At 51.6% G+C, this 16,035-nt stretch carries 16 protein-coding genes; 5 read left to right on the top strand and 11 right to left on the bottom strand.

What is annotated here, in order from left to right; translation table 11 throughout:
* Nucleotides 1–28: 28 nt before the first annotated feature.
* On the bottom strand, nucleotides 29–733 hold the full coding sequence (locus ACG1VR_RS00080; RefSeq protein ID WP_395488843.1) for an IS6 family transposase: 705 nt from the start codon (nucleotides 731–733) through the stop codon (nucleotides 29–31).
* A 194-nt stretch (nucleotides 734–927) separates the two neighbouring features.
* Complete coding sequence (locus tag ACG1VR_RS00075; RefSeq protein WP_395488842.1) at nucleotides 928–1,371, bottom strand: hypothetical protein; 444 nt, start codon at nucleotides 1,369–1,371, stop codon at nucleotides 928–930.
* A gap of 83 nt (nucleotides 1,372–1,454) precedes the next feature.
* Here ACG1VR_RS00075 and ACG1VR_RS00070 point away from each other — a divergent pair, with 83 nt between their 5' ends.
* From ACG1VR_RS00070 to ACG1VR_RS00055, 4 genes are all read left to right on the top strand, one after another.
* Entirely contained in the window at nucleotides 1,455–3,152 is a 1,698-nt protein-coding gene (locus ACG1VR_RS00070; RefSeq protein WP_395488841.1) for a hypothetical protein, read from the top strand.
* Between the two features lie 2 nt (nucleotides 3,153–3,154).
* A complete protein-coding gene (gene eno / locus ACG1VR_RS00065; RefSeq protein ID WP_395488840.1) occupies nucleotides 3,155–4,408 on the top strand; it encodes a phosphopyruvate hydratase in 1,254 nt (417 codons plus the stop codon).
* A 65-nt stretch (nucleotides 4,409–4,473) separates the two neighbouring features.
* On the top strand, nucleotides 4,474–5,184 hold the full coding sequence (locus tag ACG1VR_RS00060; RefSeq protein ID WP_395488839.1) for an AzlC family ABC transporter permease: 711 nt from the start codon (nucleotides 4,474–4,476) through the stop codon (nucleotides 5,182–5,184).
* Nucleotides 5,181–5,501 carry an AzlD domain-containing protein gene (locus tag ACG1VR_RS00055; protein WP_395488838.1) on the top strand — a complete coding sequence of 107 codons (321 nt, stop codon included), beginning with the start codon at nucleotides 5,181–5,183 and terminating at the stop codon, nucleotides 5,499–5,501. Before ACG1VR_RS00060 ends, ACG1VR_RS00055 begins: the two co-directional genes overlap by 4 nt.
* Here ACG1VR_RS00055 and ACG1VR_RS00050 read toward each other — a convergent pair whose 3' ends face one another.
* The 5 genes from ACG1VR_RS00050 to ACG1VR_RS00030 form a co-directional block, all read right to left on the bottom strand.
* Nucleotides 5,502–6,347, bottom strand: coding sequence for an AraC family transcriptional regulator (locus tag ACG1VR_RS00050; protein ID WP_395488837.1), 846 nt, complete (start codon nucleotides 6,345–6,347; stop codon nucleotides 5,502–5,504).
* Between the two features lie 95 nt (nucleotides 6,348–6,442).
* The gene (locus tag ACG1VR_RS00045) at nucleotides 6,443–7,846 is read right to left on the bottom strand and encodes an ISKra4 family transposase (RefSeq protein ID WP_395488863.1); all 1,404 of its coding nucleotides are present in this window, start codon (nucleotides 7,844–7,846) and stop codon (nucleotides 6,443–6,445) included.
* Nucleotides 7,847–7,882: 36 nt separating this feature from the next.
* Nucleotides 7,883–8,455: a recombinase family protein gene (locus ACG1VR_RS00040; RefSeq protein ID WP_395488836.1), complete on the bottom strand. Its 573-nt coding sequence runs from the start codon at nucleotides 8,453–8,455 to the stop codon at nucleotides 7,883–7,885.
* A 136-nt stretch (nucleotides 8,456–8,591) separates the two neighbouring features.
* Nucleotides 8,592–9,137: a plasmid pRiA4b ORF-3 family protein gene (locus ACG1VR_RS00035; RefSeq protein ID WP_395488835.1), complete on the bottom strand. Its 546-nt coding sequence runs from the start codon at nucleotides 9,135–9,137 to the stop codon at nucleotides 8,592–8,594.
* Between the two features lie 478 nt (nucleotides 9,138–9,615).
* The gene (locus ACG1VR_RS00030; protein WP_348872846.1) at nucleotides 9,616–10,191 is read right to left on the bottom strand and encodes a hypothetical protein; all 576 of its coding nucleotides are present in this window, start codon (nucleotides 10,189–10,191) and stop codon (nucleotides 9,616–9,618) included.
* Nucleotides 10,192–10,557: 366 nt separating this feature from the next.
* Here ACG1VR_RS00030 and ACG1VR_RS00025 point away from each other — a divergent pair, with 366 nt between their 5' ends.
* Entirely contained in the window at nucleotides 10,558–11,574 is a 1,017-nt protein-coding gene (locus tag ACG1VR_RS00025) for an Abi family protein (protein WP_125366663.1), read from the top strand.
* 34 nt (nucleotides 11,575–11,608) lie between these two features.
* On the opposite strand, the gene ACG1VR_RS00020 is transcribed toward ACG1VR_RS00025, so the two are convergent.
* From ACG1VR_RS00020 to repA, 4 genes are all read right to left on the bottom strand, one after another.
* Nucleotides 11,609–12,220, bottom strand: a complete 612-nt coding sequence (locus tag ACG1VR_RS00020) for a DUF2913 family protein (protein WP_395488862.1) — start codon at nucleotides 12,218–12,220, stop codon at nucleotides 11,609–11,611.
* A 126-nt stretch (nucleotides 12,221–12,346) separates the two neighbouring features.
* Nucleotides 12,347–13,168, bottom strand: coding sequence for a hypothetical protein (locus ACG1VR_RS00015; protein ID WP_208286224.1), 822 nt, complete (start codon nucleotides 13,166–13,168; stop codon nucleotides 12,347–12,349).
* A gap of 97 nt (nucleotides 13,169–13,265) precedes the next feature.
* Nucleotides 13,266–14,183, bottom strand: a complete 918-nt coding sequence (locus tag ACG1VR_RS00010) for a hypothetical protein (RefSeq protein WP_395488834.1) — start codon at nucleotides 14,181–14,183, stop codon at nucleotides 13,266–13,268.
* Nucleotides 14,184–15,159: 976 nt separating this feature from the next.
* A complete protein-coding gene (repA, locus tag ACG1VR_RS00005) occupies nucleotides 15,160–16,035 on the bottom strand; it encodes an incFII family plasmid replication initiator RepA (RefSeq protein ID WP_395488833.1) in 876 nt (291 codons plus the stop codon).

Here is a 16,035-nt window from a genome sequence, read left to right as displayed (position 1 = left end):
AGGTAAACTTTTATCTGATTGAAAGGCCTTAGATGTCAAAGACTCTGCTCACCAGACGCATCTCGCCCAGGGGATTGCCATAATAAAATGCTGAGGCCTGACCTTTGCGTAGTGCACGCATCACCTCAATACCTTTAATTGTGGCGTAAGCCGTCTTCATGGATTTAAATCCCAGTGTGGCGCCGATTATCCTTTTCAGCTTGCCGTGGTCGCATTCAATTACGTTATTCCTGTACTTAATCTGTCGGTGTTCAACGTCAGGCGGGCACCGGCCTTCACGTTTAAGCAGAGCGAGGGCACGGCCATAGGTGGGTGCTTTATCCGTGTTGATGAATCGCGGGATCTGCCACTTATTCACGTTGTTGAGGATTTTACCCAGGAACCGGTAGGCGGCTTTGCTGTTACGCCGTGGTGAAAGATAAAAATCGATGGTGAGTCCCCTGCTGTCGACGGCCCGGTAAAGATAAGCCCAGCGGCCACTGACCTTTACATACGTTTCGTCAATGTGCCACGGGTTGAGATCGGAAGGGTTACGCCAGTACCAGCGCAGTCGTTTTTCCATTTCAGGCGCATAACGCTGAACCCAGCGATAAATCGTGGAGTGATCGACATTCACACCACGTTCGGCCAGCATCTCCTGCAGCTCACGGTAGCTGATGCCGTATTTGCAGTACCAGCGTACCGCCCACAGTATGATGTCACGCTGAAAATGCCGGCCTTTAAATGGGTTCATGTGCTGCTCCGTCAGCAAAAGGTGGCGATAAGTTTACCATCTCCGGATTTTTGCAACAGTGCCTTTCATTTGCAGTTAATGTGAGCCGAAATATGCGCTGATTGCGAGTCGGAGGGATTTCGATTGCGAGCCGCTACAGATAGCGGATATATAAACACCGGTGCACAAGACAAGGGGCCGGTGTTTATAGGTTATCAATCGGTCTCAGCCTGCATTTTCAGCCAAAAACGTTCCTGGCAACGATTATAGAACTGCTTTTTTTGTGGTGAAATGGCGTATCCGCCGTCGTGCTGTACTTCATAACTGATCCAGCACTCACGGCAAACATCATCCGCCTGGAAGGTATCGGATTCCATTCTATATAAGACCTGAACGCCATTATTAAACACGTAAAGGATCTCTCGCTCTTCAATCATGTTTTCTCCCTCGGAAAAGCGCTCAAAGGTTTTCGTCTCATTGATCGTTTTCACCGGTGACGGCAGCATGTGGATAGCGCAAAGGTAGGTGTAAAGCCGATGCATGGCAATCTGTCCAAAACTCGCGGCGGGCGGAAATACGCAGTACAAGAGTAAAGCAAATGCCTGCCGATGAAAAGGTGAGGCATCGGCGTACGGCCTTAGCTTGGCGGACTTTGGCAATTAACTGGCGTATTTCATATATTTCGATATTCAGGCGGGTTGCTACTATTTTCATCCCGAAAACATCAGGGTAAACAATGATAATGATGAGCAACGAGTTGACTGATACTGTTTTTGATCCGCGCGGCGAGAATCGCTTTTACGAATTAGAGTTGGCACCCCGCCCCAGCCTGCAGGCATTACGGGATGGCAAGGTCCTTTTTTTTGACAATACCAAGCTGGACTTCTGTCATTACCACGAAATATTCACCCGTCTAGAAACGGTATTGAATGAACACGGCATTCATCACATCGAACATGTTCGCCAGTCCGTGCGCGGCACCATGACGGAACAGATCCGCACGCTGGCTGACCAATTGGCGCAAAAAGGGGTTCAGGCCGCGGTAGTGGCGTTAGCCGACATGGGAACTTCGGTGATGACCACCATCCTCGCCATTGAGCTGGAGAAAAGGGGCATCGCCACATTATTGATCGCCTCGCCCCCTGGGGACAACCTAGCCGAACACGTGGCGCATTATCGGGCGGGGCAACTGTGTATTTGCCGTCTCGACATCTATCAGGCAAGCTCCGTTAGCGATATCCGACGTCAGGTTGACTCTCAGCGCGCTTACGTGCTGGAGGCGCTCACTTGTACCGACAATATCCAGGCCGCTGCTGCGCTTCATCCGAAAATGGATCTTGACCGAAGTCATTCCGGGGTAGAAATGATGTCTTACTCCGACCTGGACGCGTTAATGGCGGAGTATGAACGCCAGTCTATCGGTGATGGTTTACCTGTGATCCCGCCGACGCCGGCGCGTTTTGCCGCCATGCTGGCATACTGCCCTGAGCCGTTGGATACCGTGCTGATCCCGGAAGCGGGCCCCTCGGGTAAAGACATTCGGGTGCGGGATGTGGTCATCAACAGCATCTTGGCCGGCTGCAAACCCGAATTTTTGCCTATTGTGACGGCGACAATCCGCGCTATGGCCGATCCCGCGTTCAACTTTCAGCAATCCATCACCACCTCGTACAACGGTGGCAATCTGGTGCTGGTTAGCGGCCCGATCGCCGGCGAACTGGGGATCAGCTCCGGTCAAGGCTGCATGGGGCCGGGATTTCGCGCCAACGCCACCATTGGCCGCGCGGTTAACCTAACAATCCTCAATGTGTGCCGCGCTTATCCGGGCAAGGCGGACCTGGGCTGCCTCGGCTCACCGGTTGAATTTACTTACTGTTTCGCAGAAAGCCTGAGCCATAGTCTGTGGCCAACATTGAACGAAGAGCGATTCGGGCCTGAGACCACCTGCGTGTACCTGATGAAGGCGGAACCTCCGACCGACGTGGTCGATTTTCTAAGTCAAACGGCGGACAGCCTGCTTGGCGTAATTGTTGACAGCGCCACCCATCTGGGGCGTATGAATGCGTACATTCCGGGGCGGATTTTGATTGTTCTTACGCCCGATCACGCCCATATGCTGAATAACGCGGGCTGGAGTAAGAGTGCGCTGAGGGAATACTTGCACGAACATATCCATAACCCGCTTAGCGCCGTGCAGGACAGAGGACTGGTTCCCGTGAGGCCGGCCCAATTTGTCGGCCGTGATCCGATGCCTGCCACGCGAAACGCCCAAGATATCGATCTGGTTGTCGCCGGAGGGCGGGGGGGGCACTCCGCCATTTTAGCGAGCTGGGGCCTCTACTGCGATGCGGTGCTGACACCGCTGACGCTGACCAACGGGCAACTCGCACGCACCATTGAAGACTTCCAGACCACGCCGTTAACCTCAAGGAATCATTAAAAATGCCGAACATTATAGATATACGCGCTCGCGAAGTGTTTGACTCTCGGGCGGACATTACGCTTGAGGTTGAAGTGGTACTGGACAGCGGAAAACGCGGTCGCTGCATCATCCCGACTGGCTGCTCCAAAGGCAAACATGAGGCGATCGAAGTGCGCGACAACGATCCCCGGCGCTTCAACGGTCAGGGGGTTCTTCGGGCGATGGAGATCGTGCATGGGGTGATTAAACCGCGGCTGTGCGGCATGTCTTCTTATGCGCAAGAAGAGATCGACCGCATGTTGATTGAGCTGGACGGCACCGCCAACAAAAGCCGACTGGGAGCCAATGCTATCCTGGGCGTGTCGCTGGCGGTGGCAAGCGCTGCGGCAATGCACAGCAACCTGTCGCTGTGCGATTACGTCAGCCACGGTAGGGAAAAATTTATGCCGCAGCCCATTTTTTCCATGCTGTCGGGCGGTATGCATGGCGACGGCAACTGTGATTTCCAAGATTATCAAGTGATCGCGCTCAAGGCTCCCGACCTTGCAGCGGCGTTGCAGGTCGGCAAAAACGTGCACATGACTTTGAAATCCATACTGACGGAGCGCGGGATAAGTACCGGCGTTTCGGGGACAGGTGGGTTCCTGCCACCGCTGAGTTCCAATGAGCAGGGGTTGGCACTGCTGCTGGAAGCCATTGGCAAAGCGGGTTATGAAGCAGGTGTGGAAGTTGGGTTAAGCATGGATATAGCAGCTGAGATGTTTTTTAGCGACGGCCGTTATCACTTGGCGGCGGAAGGGCGAACGCTGACGACAGCGGCCTTTATCGATCATCTGGTATCGCTTTGCGAACGCTATCCGATCGTACTGATGGAAGATCCGTTGGGAGAAGATGACTTCGAAGGCTGGATCGAGCTGACTCAGCGGCTGGGCGACAAAATAGAGCTGGTGGGTGACGATCTGTTCACGACCAATCTAGCGCGCTTTGAACAGGGCATCGCCATGAAGATGGCCAATTCCATTTTGGTGAAGCCGAATCAAGTCGGCACGCTGAGTGAAACCGTGAGCCTGGTGGCCTCGGCCAGGGCAGCTGGATATGGCATCGTGTTCTCACGACGTTCCGGTGAAACCGAGGACACCAGCATCGCCGATTTGGCGATAGCGCTGAATGGCACCAAGGTGAAGTTCGGCTCTCTGGCGCGTACCGAGGCGATGGCCAAGTACAACCAGCTGCTGCGGTTGCAGGATGCGCTCGCCAATGCGCAACCAGACTGACTTCGTCTATCATCCTTATGGCCTCCCACGTCATCGGGGGCAGGCTTATTCTCGAGAACCGTACCATGAAGCCGCTCTCTCCCTTCGTTCAGGGCAACAAAGACGCCTTGCCCCTGTTGCTTGGCTTACTGCCCTTCGCCGTGCTCACCGGCGTCAGCGCTATTCAGACGGGTATGACGCCCTGGGTTGCCCAGCTGTCGTCTTTGTTGCTGATGTCCGGGGCTTCGCAAATTGCCGCGGCCACGCTGATGACGGTTGGCGCCGCGCCTTTAGTGGTGATCGTCACGCACATTGCGATCAATTTTCGCTATGCCATCTACAGCGCCGGGCTGTCTCAGCTAAAGCTCCAGTTCAGCCCGCTGACCAAGCTAGCAGCGGCGCAAGTGTTGATCGATCAGACTTACGTGCTGACTTTTTTGCGCTGCCAGGTCCAGCCGCTGAATGCGAAAGAAAGAACGCAGTATTACTTCGGCACTGCGCTGCCGATGTGGCTGGTGTGGCAAACGGGGACGGCTGCGGGGATACTCGCTGGCCCGCTTATTCCCGCTGATTGGCATTTGGAATTCGCCATTACCCTGTGCTTTATTTCCCTGCTGGTGCCTATGCTGAAAAACGGCCCGATAGTGGTGGCGGCCACGGTTGCCGGGGTGCTTTCCGGCCTTACCTGCGGATGGCCCTATAATCTGGGATTCTTATTTTCGATGGTTACGGGCGTATTGGTCGGCGGTCTGTATCACAAGGTCAGAGGGCCTCAACGCAGCGGGGAGCTGTCATGAGCGAGACGACTATTTTATGGGTATTGGTCATCAGTACACTGGCCACGTTTTTTCTGCGTTATTCCTTTCTTTGGCTCCACGACCGTTTGCCGTTTCCCGAGCGGGTGGGCGAATGGCTGAAGCTGATCCCGGCCACTGCCATCGTGTCTCTGATCGTGCCGACCCTGATCGATTCACCCTCGGCGTTGACTGCCGTAGGCGCGCCGAAACTGTGCGCGGCGATCGTGGCGACGCTGGTGATGTGGAAAACGCGCAACGCCACCTTAATGCTGTTGCTCGGTATGGCGACGTTTTGGCTGATTCGCGTAATTGGTTGACTACGACCTGCGCACGCTGGGCTTGTACAATTGGTCGCGGTATTTTTTCGGCGTGACGTTCAGGTGGTGTTTGAAAAAGGAGATGAAAGCGCTGGTGGTGGAGAACTCGAGATAGTGAGCGATCTCTGTGATCGGTTTATCGGTGGTCAGTAACTCCAGGGCCAGCTTCAAACGCACCTGTTGGCGCCACTGCTGATAACACATGCCTGTTCCCTGAACAAAAAGGCGATGGATGGTGCGCTCGGAAGCGCCGCAACGGGACGCCAGCTCATTCAATCGCGGCACCATTTCACCATTCAAATGGTAACACTGCAGGTAATTACGCACCCGGGAATCGTCCGGCAATGCCGGCCAGTCGGGGGAATGGGCAGCGCCCCGGATTTTGTCTATGAGCAGAGATTGCAGGTGGAACTCGGTTCCCATCATCCAGTTGGTTTGGAAAGGGGAACGGCACATAGTTTCGATAACCTCTTCTACCAAGGGGGGGATGGTATAGACCTCGACGCTTTTCGACAACGAAGCGAAGCGCTGTTGGTCGAGATAGACGGCGCGAAAATCAACGTTGTCGCGGAGTATCACATTGTGGGCAACTCCCCCTGGTATCCAGAGCAACTGATGTGGTAACACAGAGCAAATGCGCGTTTCCAGCATGACGATAGCGGCGCCCGATTTGACGTAGACCAGTTGGCCTTTGGCATGCGAATGCATTCTTGAGCGTAACGAGTGTTCTTTATCATGTGAGAAAGATGCATAAATCGACACGATGGGCGTATCAATAGCATCGGGGTCAAAATATTCATTGAGCAGATCTGAATTGACGAAAATGGATTCGGTGATTTCTGGCATGGCATCATGACTCATAAAATATGTGGTTATAGAATTTCAATCCTCCCGGCCCAAACCAAATAGGAGAGCATGAAAAAGCGGGGGGCAGTCGTAATCTATGCTGCCATCGCTGATACCTTTCCGTCACTTTGTTCGTCCATCGAGAACCCCGGATACCAGCAGGCAAATTTATCCTGCAGCTCGTTATTCAGAACAGCGGTTCGGGTCTGTAACAAATAATGCGCACCTTTTCTGCTCCACTGCATCTGCTGTTTTTTCGCCATTCTTCTGGCGATCACTTCATTAATCGTTGATTCAACAAACGCCGTTGAAACCGGCTCCCCGTACCGGTACATTTCACCGTAGTTTGGGATCATCATCTGATTGTTCCGGATGTAGGTATACATTTCATCCAGATGTTTTTGCAGGGATTTCAGGCCCGCATAGCTGAGCTCAGGGTCATCGCAGTACATGCCGCAGTCATCAATATATTCCAGTGCTGCGGCAACATTACCATGCCAGAGGTATCGTTTACTGCTTTCCAGAAGTGCCGAAATCTTACTGCCCGTCTCTGGATCTGATGCCTGCACCCCCTTTGCATATTGCATGAGCACCGTCAGCCGCATCGTAATATGAAACCAGTCAAGCACATGAATTGACTCAGGATACATACCGAACTGCAGTTCCCTCAGGTTATCCGCGCCGTCGGACAGAAAGAATATCTGCTGGTTGGCCTGCATTCCCTGGGCAGACAGGTGCGCCATGAGCCTGCGTTCCGGGTGACAGTCATCTTTCTGGACAAAACCGAAACGGCGCGTGTCTATTGGCGCCCCGATTGAAAAAGATTTACCGGCAATAATTTCAAAATTACGCTTTTTGTCATCCCGGTCGCGAACATAACCACCATCAATACCCACCACAAGCGGTTTCCCCGGTCTGGGCAGGTTACCCCAGTCGCGGGGGCAGCCGGAAAGAAAACCAGAATGCGATTCCGCCTCAGCATCAAGACGCTGTGCCACCTGGCATAAATGATTCCTCACCGTTGAGGCATTCAGGCTGTTCCCCACCGGCAGAACATCCTTCAGCAGGCGGGTCGTCATTTCATACGAGATCATGGACGCCCAGCGAGTTTCTATATATTTCAGTGAAGGATGGGTGTGATCACCAGCCCAGTCACTGACCAGACTGACGGTTTTTGACGCACTCTCCTCGCAACAGCATCGATACACCCGAAGCCCCGATACAGGAATAACGCCAAACAGTGTCCGGTACTGCATTTTCTGCCGACCTTTGATCCGACGCGCAGCGAGGCAGCGAGGGCACTGGATATGGTTGTGAGTATATTCGTCGGCCTGCAACTGAACCACCGACTGCTGGACTGTGTTCAGCAACTGCTTCGATTCTGAAACCGATAATCCGATGTCGTTCCTGGCATCCCCTGACTTCTGTAATGTCATCAGTTCTTCCGTTCGACTCAAGCCTGATTCATCGGTTATAACTATCTGGATCGTTAGTTGCATCATTGCCTCCTGCGGTGGTGGGTGATTATCTCCTGGCTACTGGTTGTTCATCTGGTTGCGAAGCTTATAGTATGTGGAGACGCCAAGACCCGCATGGTCGCAGGCGATCCTGAGTCTGACGCCCCTACTTCTGAGCGAATCAATTTCCTGGACCTTTTTGATATCGGCACAGGGCCGCCCGGTTTTTTCTCCCCGCGCTTTCTTCGCAGCAATGCCGTCGGCCTGCCTTTCCTTCAGTAAGGCACGTTCAAACTGGCTGAATGCTGACATCATGTGCAGCTGCAGTTCCTGCATCGGATTGTTTGTACCGGCACTGAATGTGAGTTGCTCCTTCAGAAAAATAAGAGTAACGCCCTGATCACGAAGCCGGGTTGTGACAGCGCACATATCCGACATATTCCGGCAAAGGCGATCGATGGAATGGACAAGAAGCGTATCGCCGGAGCGTAATTGCCCAAGGAGTTCCTGTAATCCTGGCCGGTTTGTATCTTTCGCGCTGGCATGTTCAACACAAATTTTATCTGGCTGAAAGCCGGCTTTTGACAACGCCTCTTCCTGACGTGCCGTATTTTGATCGGCCGAGCTCACCCTGATGTAGGCATATTGCACGTAAAACCTCCGGAAGGTCTTTAAATGTTAAAGAGATTTGAAGAATAATCCATAAACACCGATTTAGGGAGGTTTATAGACAAATTACCGGGGATCTGCGATACATGTTAAAAACGTATACCTTTATAGACATCCGTCAGCGACGACGACCCAGCCAAATCACTTCAGGCTCCAGCACCGGAGATGCAAGGTTGAGCCTACTCAGTTGCCGGTTGATTTTGTGGCGGTTGAACCGGACAGCATCCAGGTCGTCAGCAAAAGGGCGGATCTCGCCGACCGTTGTTTCATCATCCGCATTAACGATAGCTTCAAGAAACGCTAGGGTTTTATCGAACTCATCTGCAGCTGTGGCTCCGGGCATCCCATGACCGCTGATGCAAAATGGCGTTTTCAGTGCTGAATTTTCATAAATGGCCTCAACACGAATGTCATGAAGCCAGTGCTCAAAGAAATTGTATTCATAGGTAAAGCGATCGCCAGCATCAAAAGCAAAATCATCAATCACGACCCGGAACGGATTATCGACAAAACCGATGCCTCCTTCGTAGGAGATACCGTAATCTTTGCCATAAATGTGAAATTGATGGAGATGGTCGCTCCCCCAACCCTGCACGATCTGGAAAATGAAGTGAAGGGCGGCCAGTGACGTGTCGGCAGCAATTCTCAGCCGACGCCAAACCATCGGACTGACTCCACGAACTGCTATTTTGATGACGTAGATCTTCATAGTCAGCAGGTATTGTTATGAAGTGGTGGTGGGTATTTTAACCCCTGAAGAGACCCCATTCGATGACTGCCCCAAGGTTTTTCATGCTCTCCAGTTGGGCAGGTTTTACACGGGACGGCCTGGAAGCCTGGGGGAAGGGAAAGCGGGTTATCTGCGTTAGTGGCTATGACCTTGTTCTAATGCTGAAAAATAACATAAGCTTCAGGATACTAATGGAAGAAAAAATTCGCCGAGCGGCTGAAACCGGAAATTTATACGTTAAGATCGACGAAATTTATCCGGATATCATTAAATAAGGGGTTTGATGCTCAGCGTAACGATTTCACACTATTGGACACTTATCGTGAGTTTTCGCTCGACTAACATCAGCCCCCTAAGGTATGAAGCAATTGATAAGGTAAGCCTGTGCCGTAAACAAGCTTACCACTTACTTTTATATATCTTCAGCGTCGTAGTATTCAGCCTGTTCAGTATCAGATACTACATTGGTAATTTCAAAATCATCATCAATGAAGATCCATTTTTCATCACGCCATAACAAACTTATGTTGGCATCGACTTCAAATTCAGAACCTGAGTAGGCATGGTCTGGCAACTGATCCCCTTGATAGAGGAAAGAAACCTTCAAGTTTAAAATTCCTTTATTTTCATCATAATGTGTTTCTGTCACAGTCAGGTCTTCCACAGTGAAGTCATTTGCATTTGTGGAGGCGATCTCGCCTGAAAGTTCGTGCTCTACTGCCATTTCAAATGCAGTATAGGGACCATCAGTATAAGTATCGTAGTAGTTATGGATTACATCCGCGAAATCAGAATCACCAAATGCAGCCATCAACAAACGAGGTTCCAGCGGTGCGTATTTTGCTACCCTGGTAAGTTCATGATAGTTTGAAAAACTTGACTGCTTGGCGATGATCTCTAACGCCTGACTGTGCGTGAGTACAGAACTGGCACGCGCCATCTTTTTGGCTTTAGTGCTGATGATTTTGAGACAAGAATAATGTGACATGGCCGTTCTCCAAATTTTAGACGCTTTTGGAAACCGATAGCCTGCTAACCGGACTCCGCGCGTCACAAATGTGGGCGAGCCAAGTATTGTGTGGGTAGAACCTAAAACTGATGGGCTATTGCTTTGCGAGACAGGCGCCAGGTGACCATCACCACCTCCCGCTATGATGGCAAAATCGTCTTGTTAAGTCAAACCAGACAATATTTTGCAGAATGCAGAAAGAGAAAAGCCACCCATAGGGTGGCTTTTCCGGTACTAACTTTGGCGCTCAGGTCCGAAGAAATCTGAGCCTTGATGGAAAAATAGTATGCTATTTTGACGTATACGTCAACCGTAATAAGATGGAGCAAAATAGCGGAGCCGTGTATGAATCTGGAAGACTACATCTCAGAAGAGCGTCTGAAAATCTATGAAAGCATTCTGAAGCTTAAAAAAGAAGAAACAATAGACGCGTATAACTGGAACAAAGCATTAAGCAGCGCCATGCACCCCCTCATGCACTGCCTTGAGGTCACACTAAGGAACAGTATTGACTATAGCATACGTCATACCCCACCTCCTGGAGCTGCTCCGGCAGGTGCTCCGGCACTGTATCGGACAGACAAAAACTGGATTTTTGACCTGTTTCGTTACCTGGGCGATAAACAATTCATCAGGCAGAATAAGCGCTATAAATTCGATTCGAACGGGCAAATACAGTATCTGGCAAATGGTTTTCCGGCGTATAAAACGACAACCTGGGAAGAGAAGACTATCAGGAAGGTATCCAAACGTATAACAGATGCTGGTAAGCAGGTAACAGCTGAGCGTGTTATATCAGGGCTCGATTTTGGCTTTTGGACAAACTTACTGACAAGCTCGTATGAAGACCCACGCACTAGAACATTACTATGGCCAAATCTTTTGACCGAGGTGTTTCCCGGTGCTCCCGCTGGCACTAAGCGGCATACACTTGAGAATAAATTCAACCAGATAAGGGAGCTACGGAACAGACTCTCACATCACGAGGCTATCTGGAAGTTCCAATATGAAGATCCTCGTACTGGAAAACCAGATTACAACAATCCCGTGTTTGGTCTAAATGCATCGCTCATTTTGCTGTCAAAAAACTATGACAACATGCTGGAGTTACTTAAATGGTTAAGCCCGGACAGGTATGAGTCATTTTTGGATAATGGACATGATTCCCGCTTTAGAATTCTATGTACAAAAGAAGGGTTATACAGCTTTGTCCGCCCAACAAAAATATTAGACTCGTTAGATATTGGCCAGAACCGACAGTTGCTCAAGCTACTTAAAAACCTGAAAAAGAACAAAGCGTATAGACTGATGGACAGGAAAAAACTGGTAGCCATAATCGGGCAGGATTATATACACCGCTAACTCAAAATCAGACAGCTCTGGATACAGAGGTCGTCTAAACCTCCCTTCCAGGCTCTCCCTGTCTGGCTATAAAAGTAAACAGGTGGGACAGGGAGGCATCCCCTTCGGGCTCTGCCAGCCAGCCACAGCGCTCAAACAGCTTCATCACCCCCGCCACGTTTCCCGTCAGACGCGCTGTCAGCGGATTTATCTGTCGGCCGCTGTCGTCAAAAGCAACATCGAGGTTGGACCGTGAGAGATAAATGCCGTTGACGCCGGTATTCAAAGCCACGGCATACCGACCGGACCATTCCCGATCGCCCAACAGGCGGTAGTTCCAGTGCATGTCCTTCGCTGTCTCCAGGGCATACGTCAGCCGGAACAGGTCGTTCTGCTCAGACAGTTCGCCGGTGCAAGATCGCCAGAGGTAGTTCAGTTTGCTGGCCAGCTTCGCGTTGACACCCAGCTGGCGCCCTTGTTTCAGAAGCCACTCGATATCGGGAGTAACATCTCGCGAAAAACGCCGTTGCTTCAGTGCGGTAGCCAGCCAGCGTGTGAGAAAAAGGTTTTCCTGCGCCGGTGATAACACATCACCTTTTTGTCTGGCCAGCGCAAGCGCCACCAGGGCACACCAAGCCAGGTGGCCCGATTTTTCTGTCAGCGTCACTGCGTGTCCTTCTCCTTTCTGTTCCTGGTTGTTCATGCATCACTCTGGCATATTTTAACCGTAAAGGAGGCAGCCAGTCATATGAAACTAAGCGATTACTATAAATTTATTCAATGCCTTCCATAGTTAATCAGCTAAAGAAATGAATATACGTTCACTGTCATATATATTTATTATCCTTTTAGTTTTATCTTTATTCCAGTGACAACGACCTGCAAAAATAATTGCAGCCCCTTCGAGACTTTCAGAATCTGAAATATTAAATTTTTCGATTATTGCATCACGCAGATCGCCTAAGGGTATTCCAACATCCCTGCATTCAGCAGGATTAAGCCATTCAATATCATTGTTCGAGTTATATAGCGTCCCCCAGTAAAACCTGAGTGCATTTTTAGTCATGGGTTCAGCATCAGGAAATTTCACAAATAAATTTTTGGCTTTATACTTGAAGTCGCCGAACGGGATGATCGTATCCGACGTCGCCAGTCCTGTCCCCCTGATTAAGCTGTGCAGTATTTTTTGAAGTGAAACTGTCGGAACTCGCTTTTGTTCTGACTTTATGGTGTGGACTTTATTGTGCCCCGTCCCGGTTATCTCCGTTTTCCCGCTGAAACCAGACGGTTCGCTGCCTGCTGAAGAAGCACTGTCAAAATTGAAGCTTATTTTAATTGTATCTGACTCTGCGATTATCTGCTGAACTTCAGAAGCATTTCTGACTTCCCTTTGCCGTTGCGGTGAGAGTGTATTTTCCCTGCAGGTGCAGTACCGGGATCCAAAACAGGCCTGTTTACCATCAACACTTTTTTTCCTGTAGAATGCCTGTTCACGGCAACCCGGGCATACCAGTGAATGCCTTAATTTCTCTATTTCTTTCTCAGGTAATTTTTGGAAATCGATAACTGAGTAGCACTTATCGACACCACCAAAAGTACAAATACTATTAAACATAGTAAAGTCACCCCCCTGTTATTTTGTTATTTAAAAGATAATTAAAACCCGCTCAATATAACACATTACTTTTTCTCTCTTACCAGTTGAGCTCTTCTCAGCGCATAGCCCAGGCGTAATGTTTTTCAGCATAGTTGTACAGTCGGTAAGAGTTCTGCTCGTCGCCACCGATAAAAATACCATTATCCATTATCCCCTCCGCCAGCCGCTGCGTGTACCGGTGCGCAGCCTCATCCAGCTCTGCCCGGCTTCCCCATGCCCCCTGTTGCTTACGCCAGTTCAGCCTAACGGCTTTCAGCAGGCGGCACATCTGCTGGCAGATGAAGTAGCAGGCGACGACGTTGCGCGCATCCCCCACAAAGACCACATCGCTGTCCGGGCGCATCATTTCGTTCCACAGGTAGATATCGTAGCAGCCCAGCATCATGGCCACGCGTTTTGCCACGAAACCGCCGTACCAGTAATACGCGGTGCGGGGGATGTTCAGGCGGCGGCTCTCGGCAATATTACCGGTATGGAATGACAGCAGGCCAGATTCCGTCAGTTCCCGGACCAGCACCTCCAGCGCCCTGTGCCAGGCCCCGGTTTCACTGCGCTCAGACAGTGCTGAAAAGTACCGGCTGACAATGCCGGCAATCTGCTGTTCCGGTACGGCGTCACCATTATCCGTCTGAAGGGACAGTTTACGACACAGTTCCTCACGCTCCACCAGTGCATTCAGCATGGCATCCGTTGTCACGTTCTGTGCGGTGGCCAGTGACGCGACACGTTCACGCAGGTCATCAGAGAGAAAGACGCCAGCCCCGACGGCGACCGCCGACGGTATCCTGACGCGGCGTGTTACGGGCTTGTAGATTTCGCCGGTCTCCGGCCTGATTTTCAGGCCAGCCTTAAGCCAGCGGCTCAGCTCCTGGGGAAGGATATCCGGATTGTCCTTCAGAAAAAGCGCCCGGTTTCCGCGCGCCGTTCCGTACACGCTGTCAATGTAGTCGGTCAGCAGCATAACGATATCCACAGAAGTGTTTATAAACACAATCGTTTATATCACATGCATACCGGACAGGCGAGCAGTGCGCAGCCTGTCCACTGAATGCCGCTTTAGCGGCATGGAGGCGCCTGCTGGTATTGAATATGGCACTGTGAGTGAGTGGCGCCGTAGCCCGGCGCAGCCGGTTACATTGTTGACAGGTTTCACCAATCCATCCTTTCGCCCTGCTAGACCAAAACCCGCTAAAAGCGATACAGAAGCTTTTGTGCGCCGTCGGAGTGGTCACGACAAGGCGAAGCCGTAGTCGGGGCGTATCTCCGCGTTAGCGGGCCGTCAGGGCCGCTTACGAGCGTGTTACATCAGACCTGCAGCAACATCCCTTACAGCGACTCAGAATCCTAGTTACAACATCCATCATTAAAAGCGACGGTGTTCCGGGCCTATGGCCCGGAGCGGCCTCGCTTTTCAGTGGTGGGGAGGGGCTGTGAGGGTTCAGGCAGGCACTGTTCCTGCTTTTGTGTGAGCTTTTTGAATGTTGTAACTATATGCGCTGCGCCGGGGCCCGTCGCGTAGCGCCGGGAGCTACTTAAGGTAGTTGCCGAACCGGCGCGGACATAGTCCGCTGCAAGGGCGGGCATTCTCAGGAGCCTGTCCACAGGTCAGGCGACGAACAGGTTATATATTTATATGAATGAAATAAAAGATATTTAAAAGAAGTACAGAGCAGGTTTTTAAAGGAAACCACGCACTTTGAAATCAGGTCGGCTGGCGCTCTGTAAGCATAACGGTTGTAACCTTATGGAAAAGTCCCTTGCAGTTATTTGTGGGTAACTGAATCTGGCGATGAGATGTGGCCACTCTGATGCAATTTCTGGCCATTCTGATGGCGGAATGGGGTGAATGTCAGGAAGGACGGCCGTCATTTCGTGCAGAAAACCGTCAACGATGGACTGCAGACGTGCGAAACCCTCCGGCGCCAGCCGGATTTTTCACACAGGAAGGGTTATATGGGGACGGTGGCCAGCCGCGTGTAGTTGTTGCCACGCGACATCAGCATGCGCTCTTTCACGCGGCGCTCCAGCTCCCGCTTCATGGCATCAAGACCGCCGGTGAATCGCCCGCTGGCGTATTCCCGCGTCAGCTGTTGCTTCACCAGGGTCACAATGTCCTTACGGGTTCTGTCCGCGTCACGTCGCGCACGGGCGCGTTTCAGGCCATGCTGTTTACGTTCGGACTGGTAGCTGCGGAACCGTTCGCGCACAAAACGCCAGGCCTTCGCTATCAGCTCGTCCATCTCCAGTGGCTTCAGGTTCTGCTTCTTACGCTGCTGATTTTCCCATTCGACGCGGCTGCGGCGTGCGGCCACAACAGCAACGTCAGAGACGTCGAGCGCGGAGAACAGTGCCGGCGTGAAGGTGATATCGGTCGGGATGTTGCAGCCAATCTGCGGGTCATACTCGGTCTGGTAGGTAATCAGCCCCAGCTCCGCTATGAACTTCAGCGCCCGCGTGGCACGGGTGATGGACAGATTGCCACTTTTTGACTCGGTGGCCAGACCGCACTCGATGGCCAGATTGGTGATGGAGCGCTGTACACGATTGGCCAGCGGGTCATAGTGGAAGCACAACCCCTGGAGCAGTGCATCAATGGCACGACGACGCAGCAGAGGCGGCATCCGGTGACGTTTACCCAGCGAGCGTACAAACGCCACATGGACGGAAAAGTCAAAACGGGACGTGAAGCCCTCAGCTTTCGCCATCAGCTTACGACAGAACGGCAGGGTCTTTTTCCCTTCTCGCGGCGTGAATACCGGATTCGGGTTTTTGACCTGACGGTAATGAGAGAACAGGGCCTGAGCGTCAGTCACACCTTCCCGCAC

Origin of the sequence: Cedecea davisae (genome assembly GCF_044095835.1) — a bacterium.
GTDB lineage: Bacteria > Pseudomonadota > Gammaproteobacteria > Enterobacterales > Enterobacteriaceae > Cedecea > Cedecea davisae.
Note: the sequence above shows the minus strand (reverse complement) of the source record. Positions and strands in the feature narration are given on the sequence as shown.

Bases quoted from the DNA above. Each gene is read 5' to 3' on its own strand.
- ACG1VR_RS00080 (WP_395488843.1), bottom strand. From the start codon at position 733: ATGAACCCATTTAAAGGCCGGCATTTTCAGCGTGACATCATACTGTGG.
- ACG1VR_RS00070 (WP_395488841.1), top strand. From the start codon at position 1,455: ATGATGAGCAACGAGTTGACTGATACTGTTTTTGATCCGCGCGGCGAG.
- eno (WP_395488840.1), top strand. From the start codon at position 3,155: ATGCCGAACATTATAGATATACGCGCTCGCGAAGTGTTTGACTCTCGG.
- ACG1VR_RS00060 (WP_395488839.1), top strand. From the start codon at position 4,474: ATGAAGCCGCTCTCTCCCTTCGTTCAGGGCAACAAAGACGCCTTGCCC.
- ACG1VR_RS00055 (WP_395488838.1), top strand. From the start codon at position 5,181: ATGAGCGAGACGACTATTTTATGGGTATTGGTCATCAGTACACTGGCC.
- ACG1VR_RS00050 (WP_395488837.1), bottom strand. From the start codon at position 6,347: ATGCCAGAAATCACCGAATCCATTTTCGTCAATTCAGATCTGCTCAAT.
- ACG1VR_RS00045 (WP_395488863.1), bottom strand. From the start codon at position 7,846: ATGCAACTAACGATCCAGATAGTTATAACCGATGAATCAGGCTTGAGT.
- ACG1VR_RS00035 (WP_395488835.1), bottom strand. From the start codon at position 9,137: ATGGTTTGGCGTCGGCTGAGAATTGCTGCCGACACGTCACTGGCCGCC.
- ACG1VR_RS00030 (WP_348872846.1), bottom strand. From the start codon at position 10,191: ATGTCACATTATTCTTGTCTCAAAATCATCAGCACTAAAGCCAAAAAG.
- ACG1VR_RS00025 (WP_125366663.1), top strand. From the start codon at position 10,558: ATGAATCTGGAAGACTACATCTCAGAAGAGCGTCTGAAAATCTATGAA.
- ACG1VR_RS00015 (WP_208286224.1), bottom strand. From the start codon at position 13,168: ATGTTTAATAGTATTTGTACTTTTGGTGGTGTCGATAAGTGCTACTCA.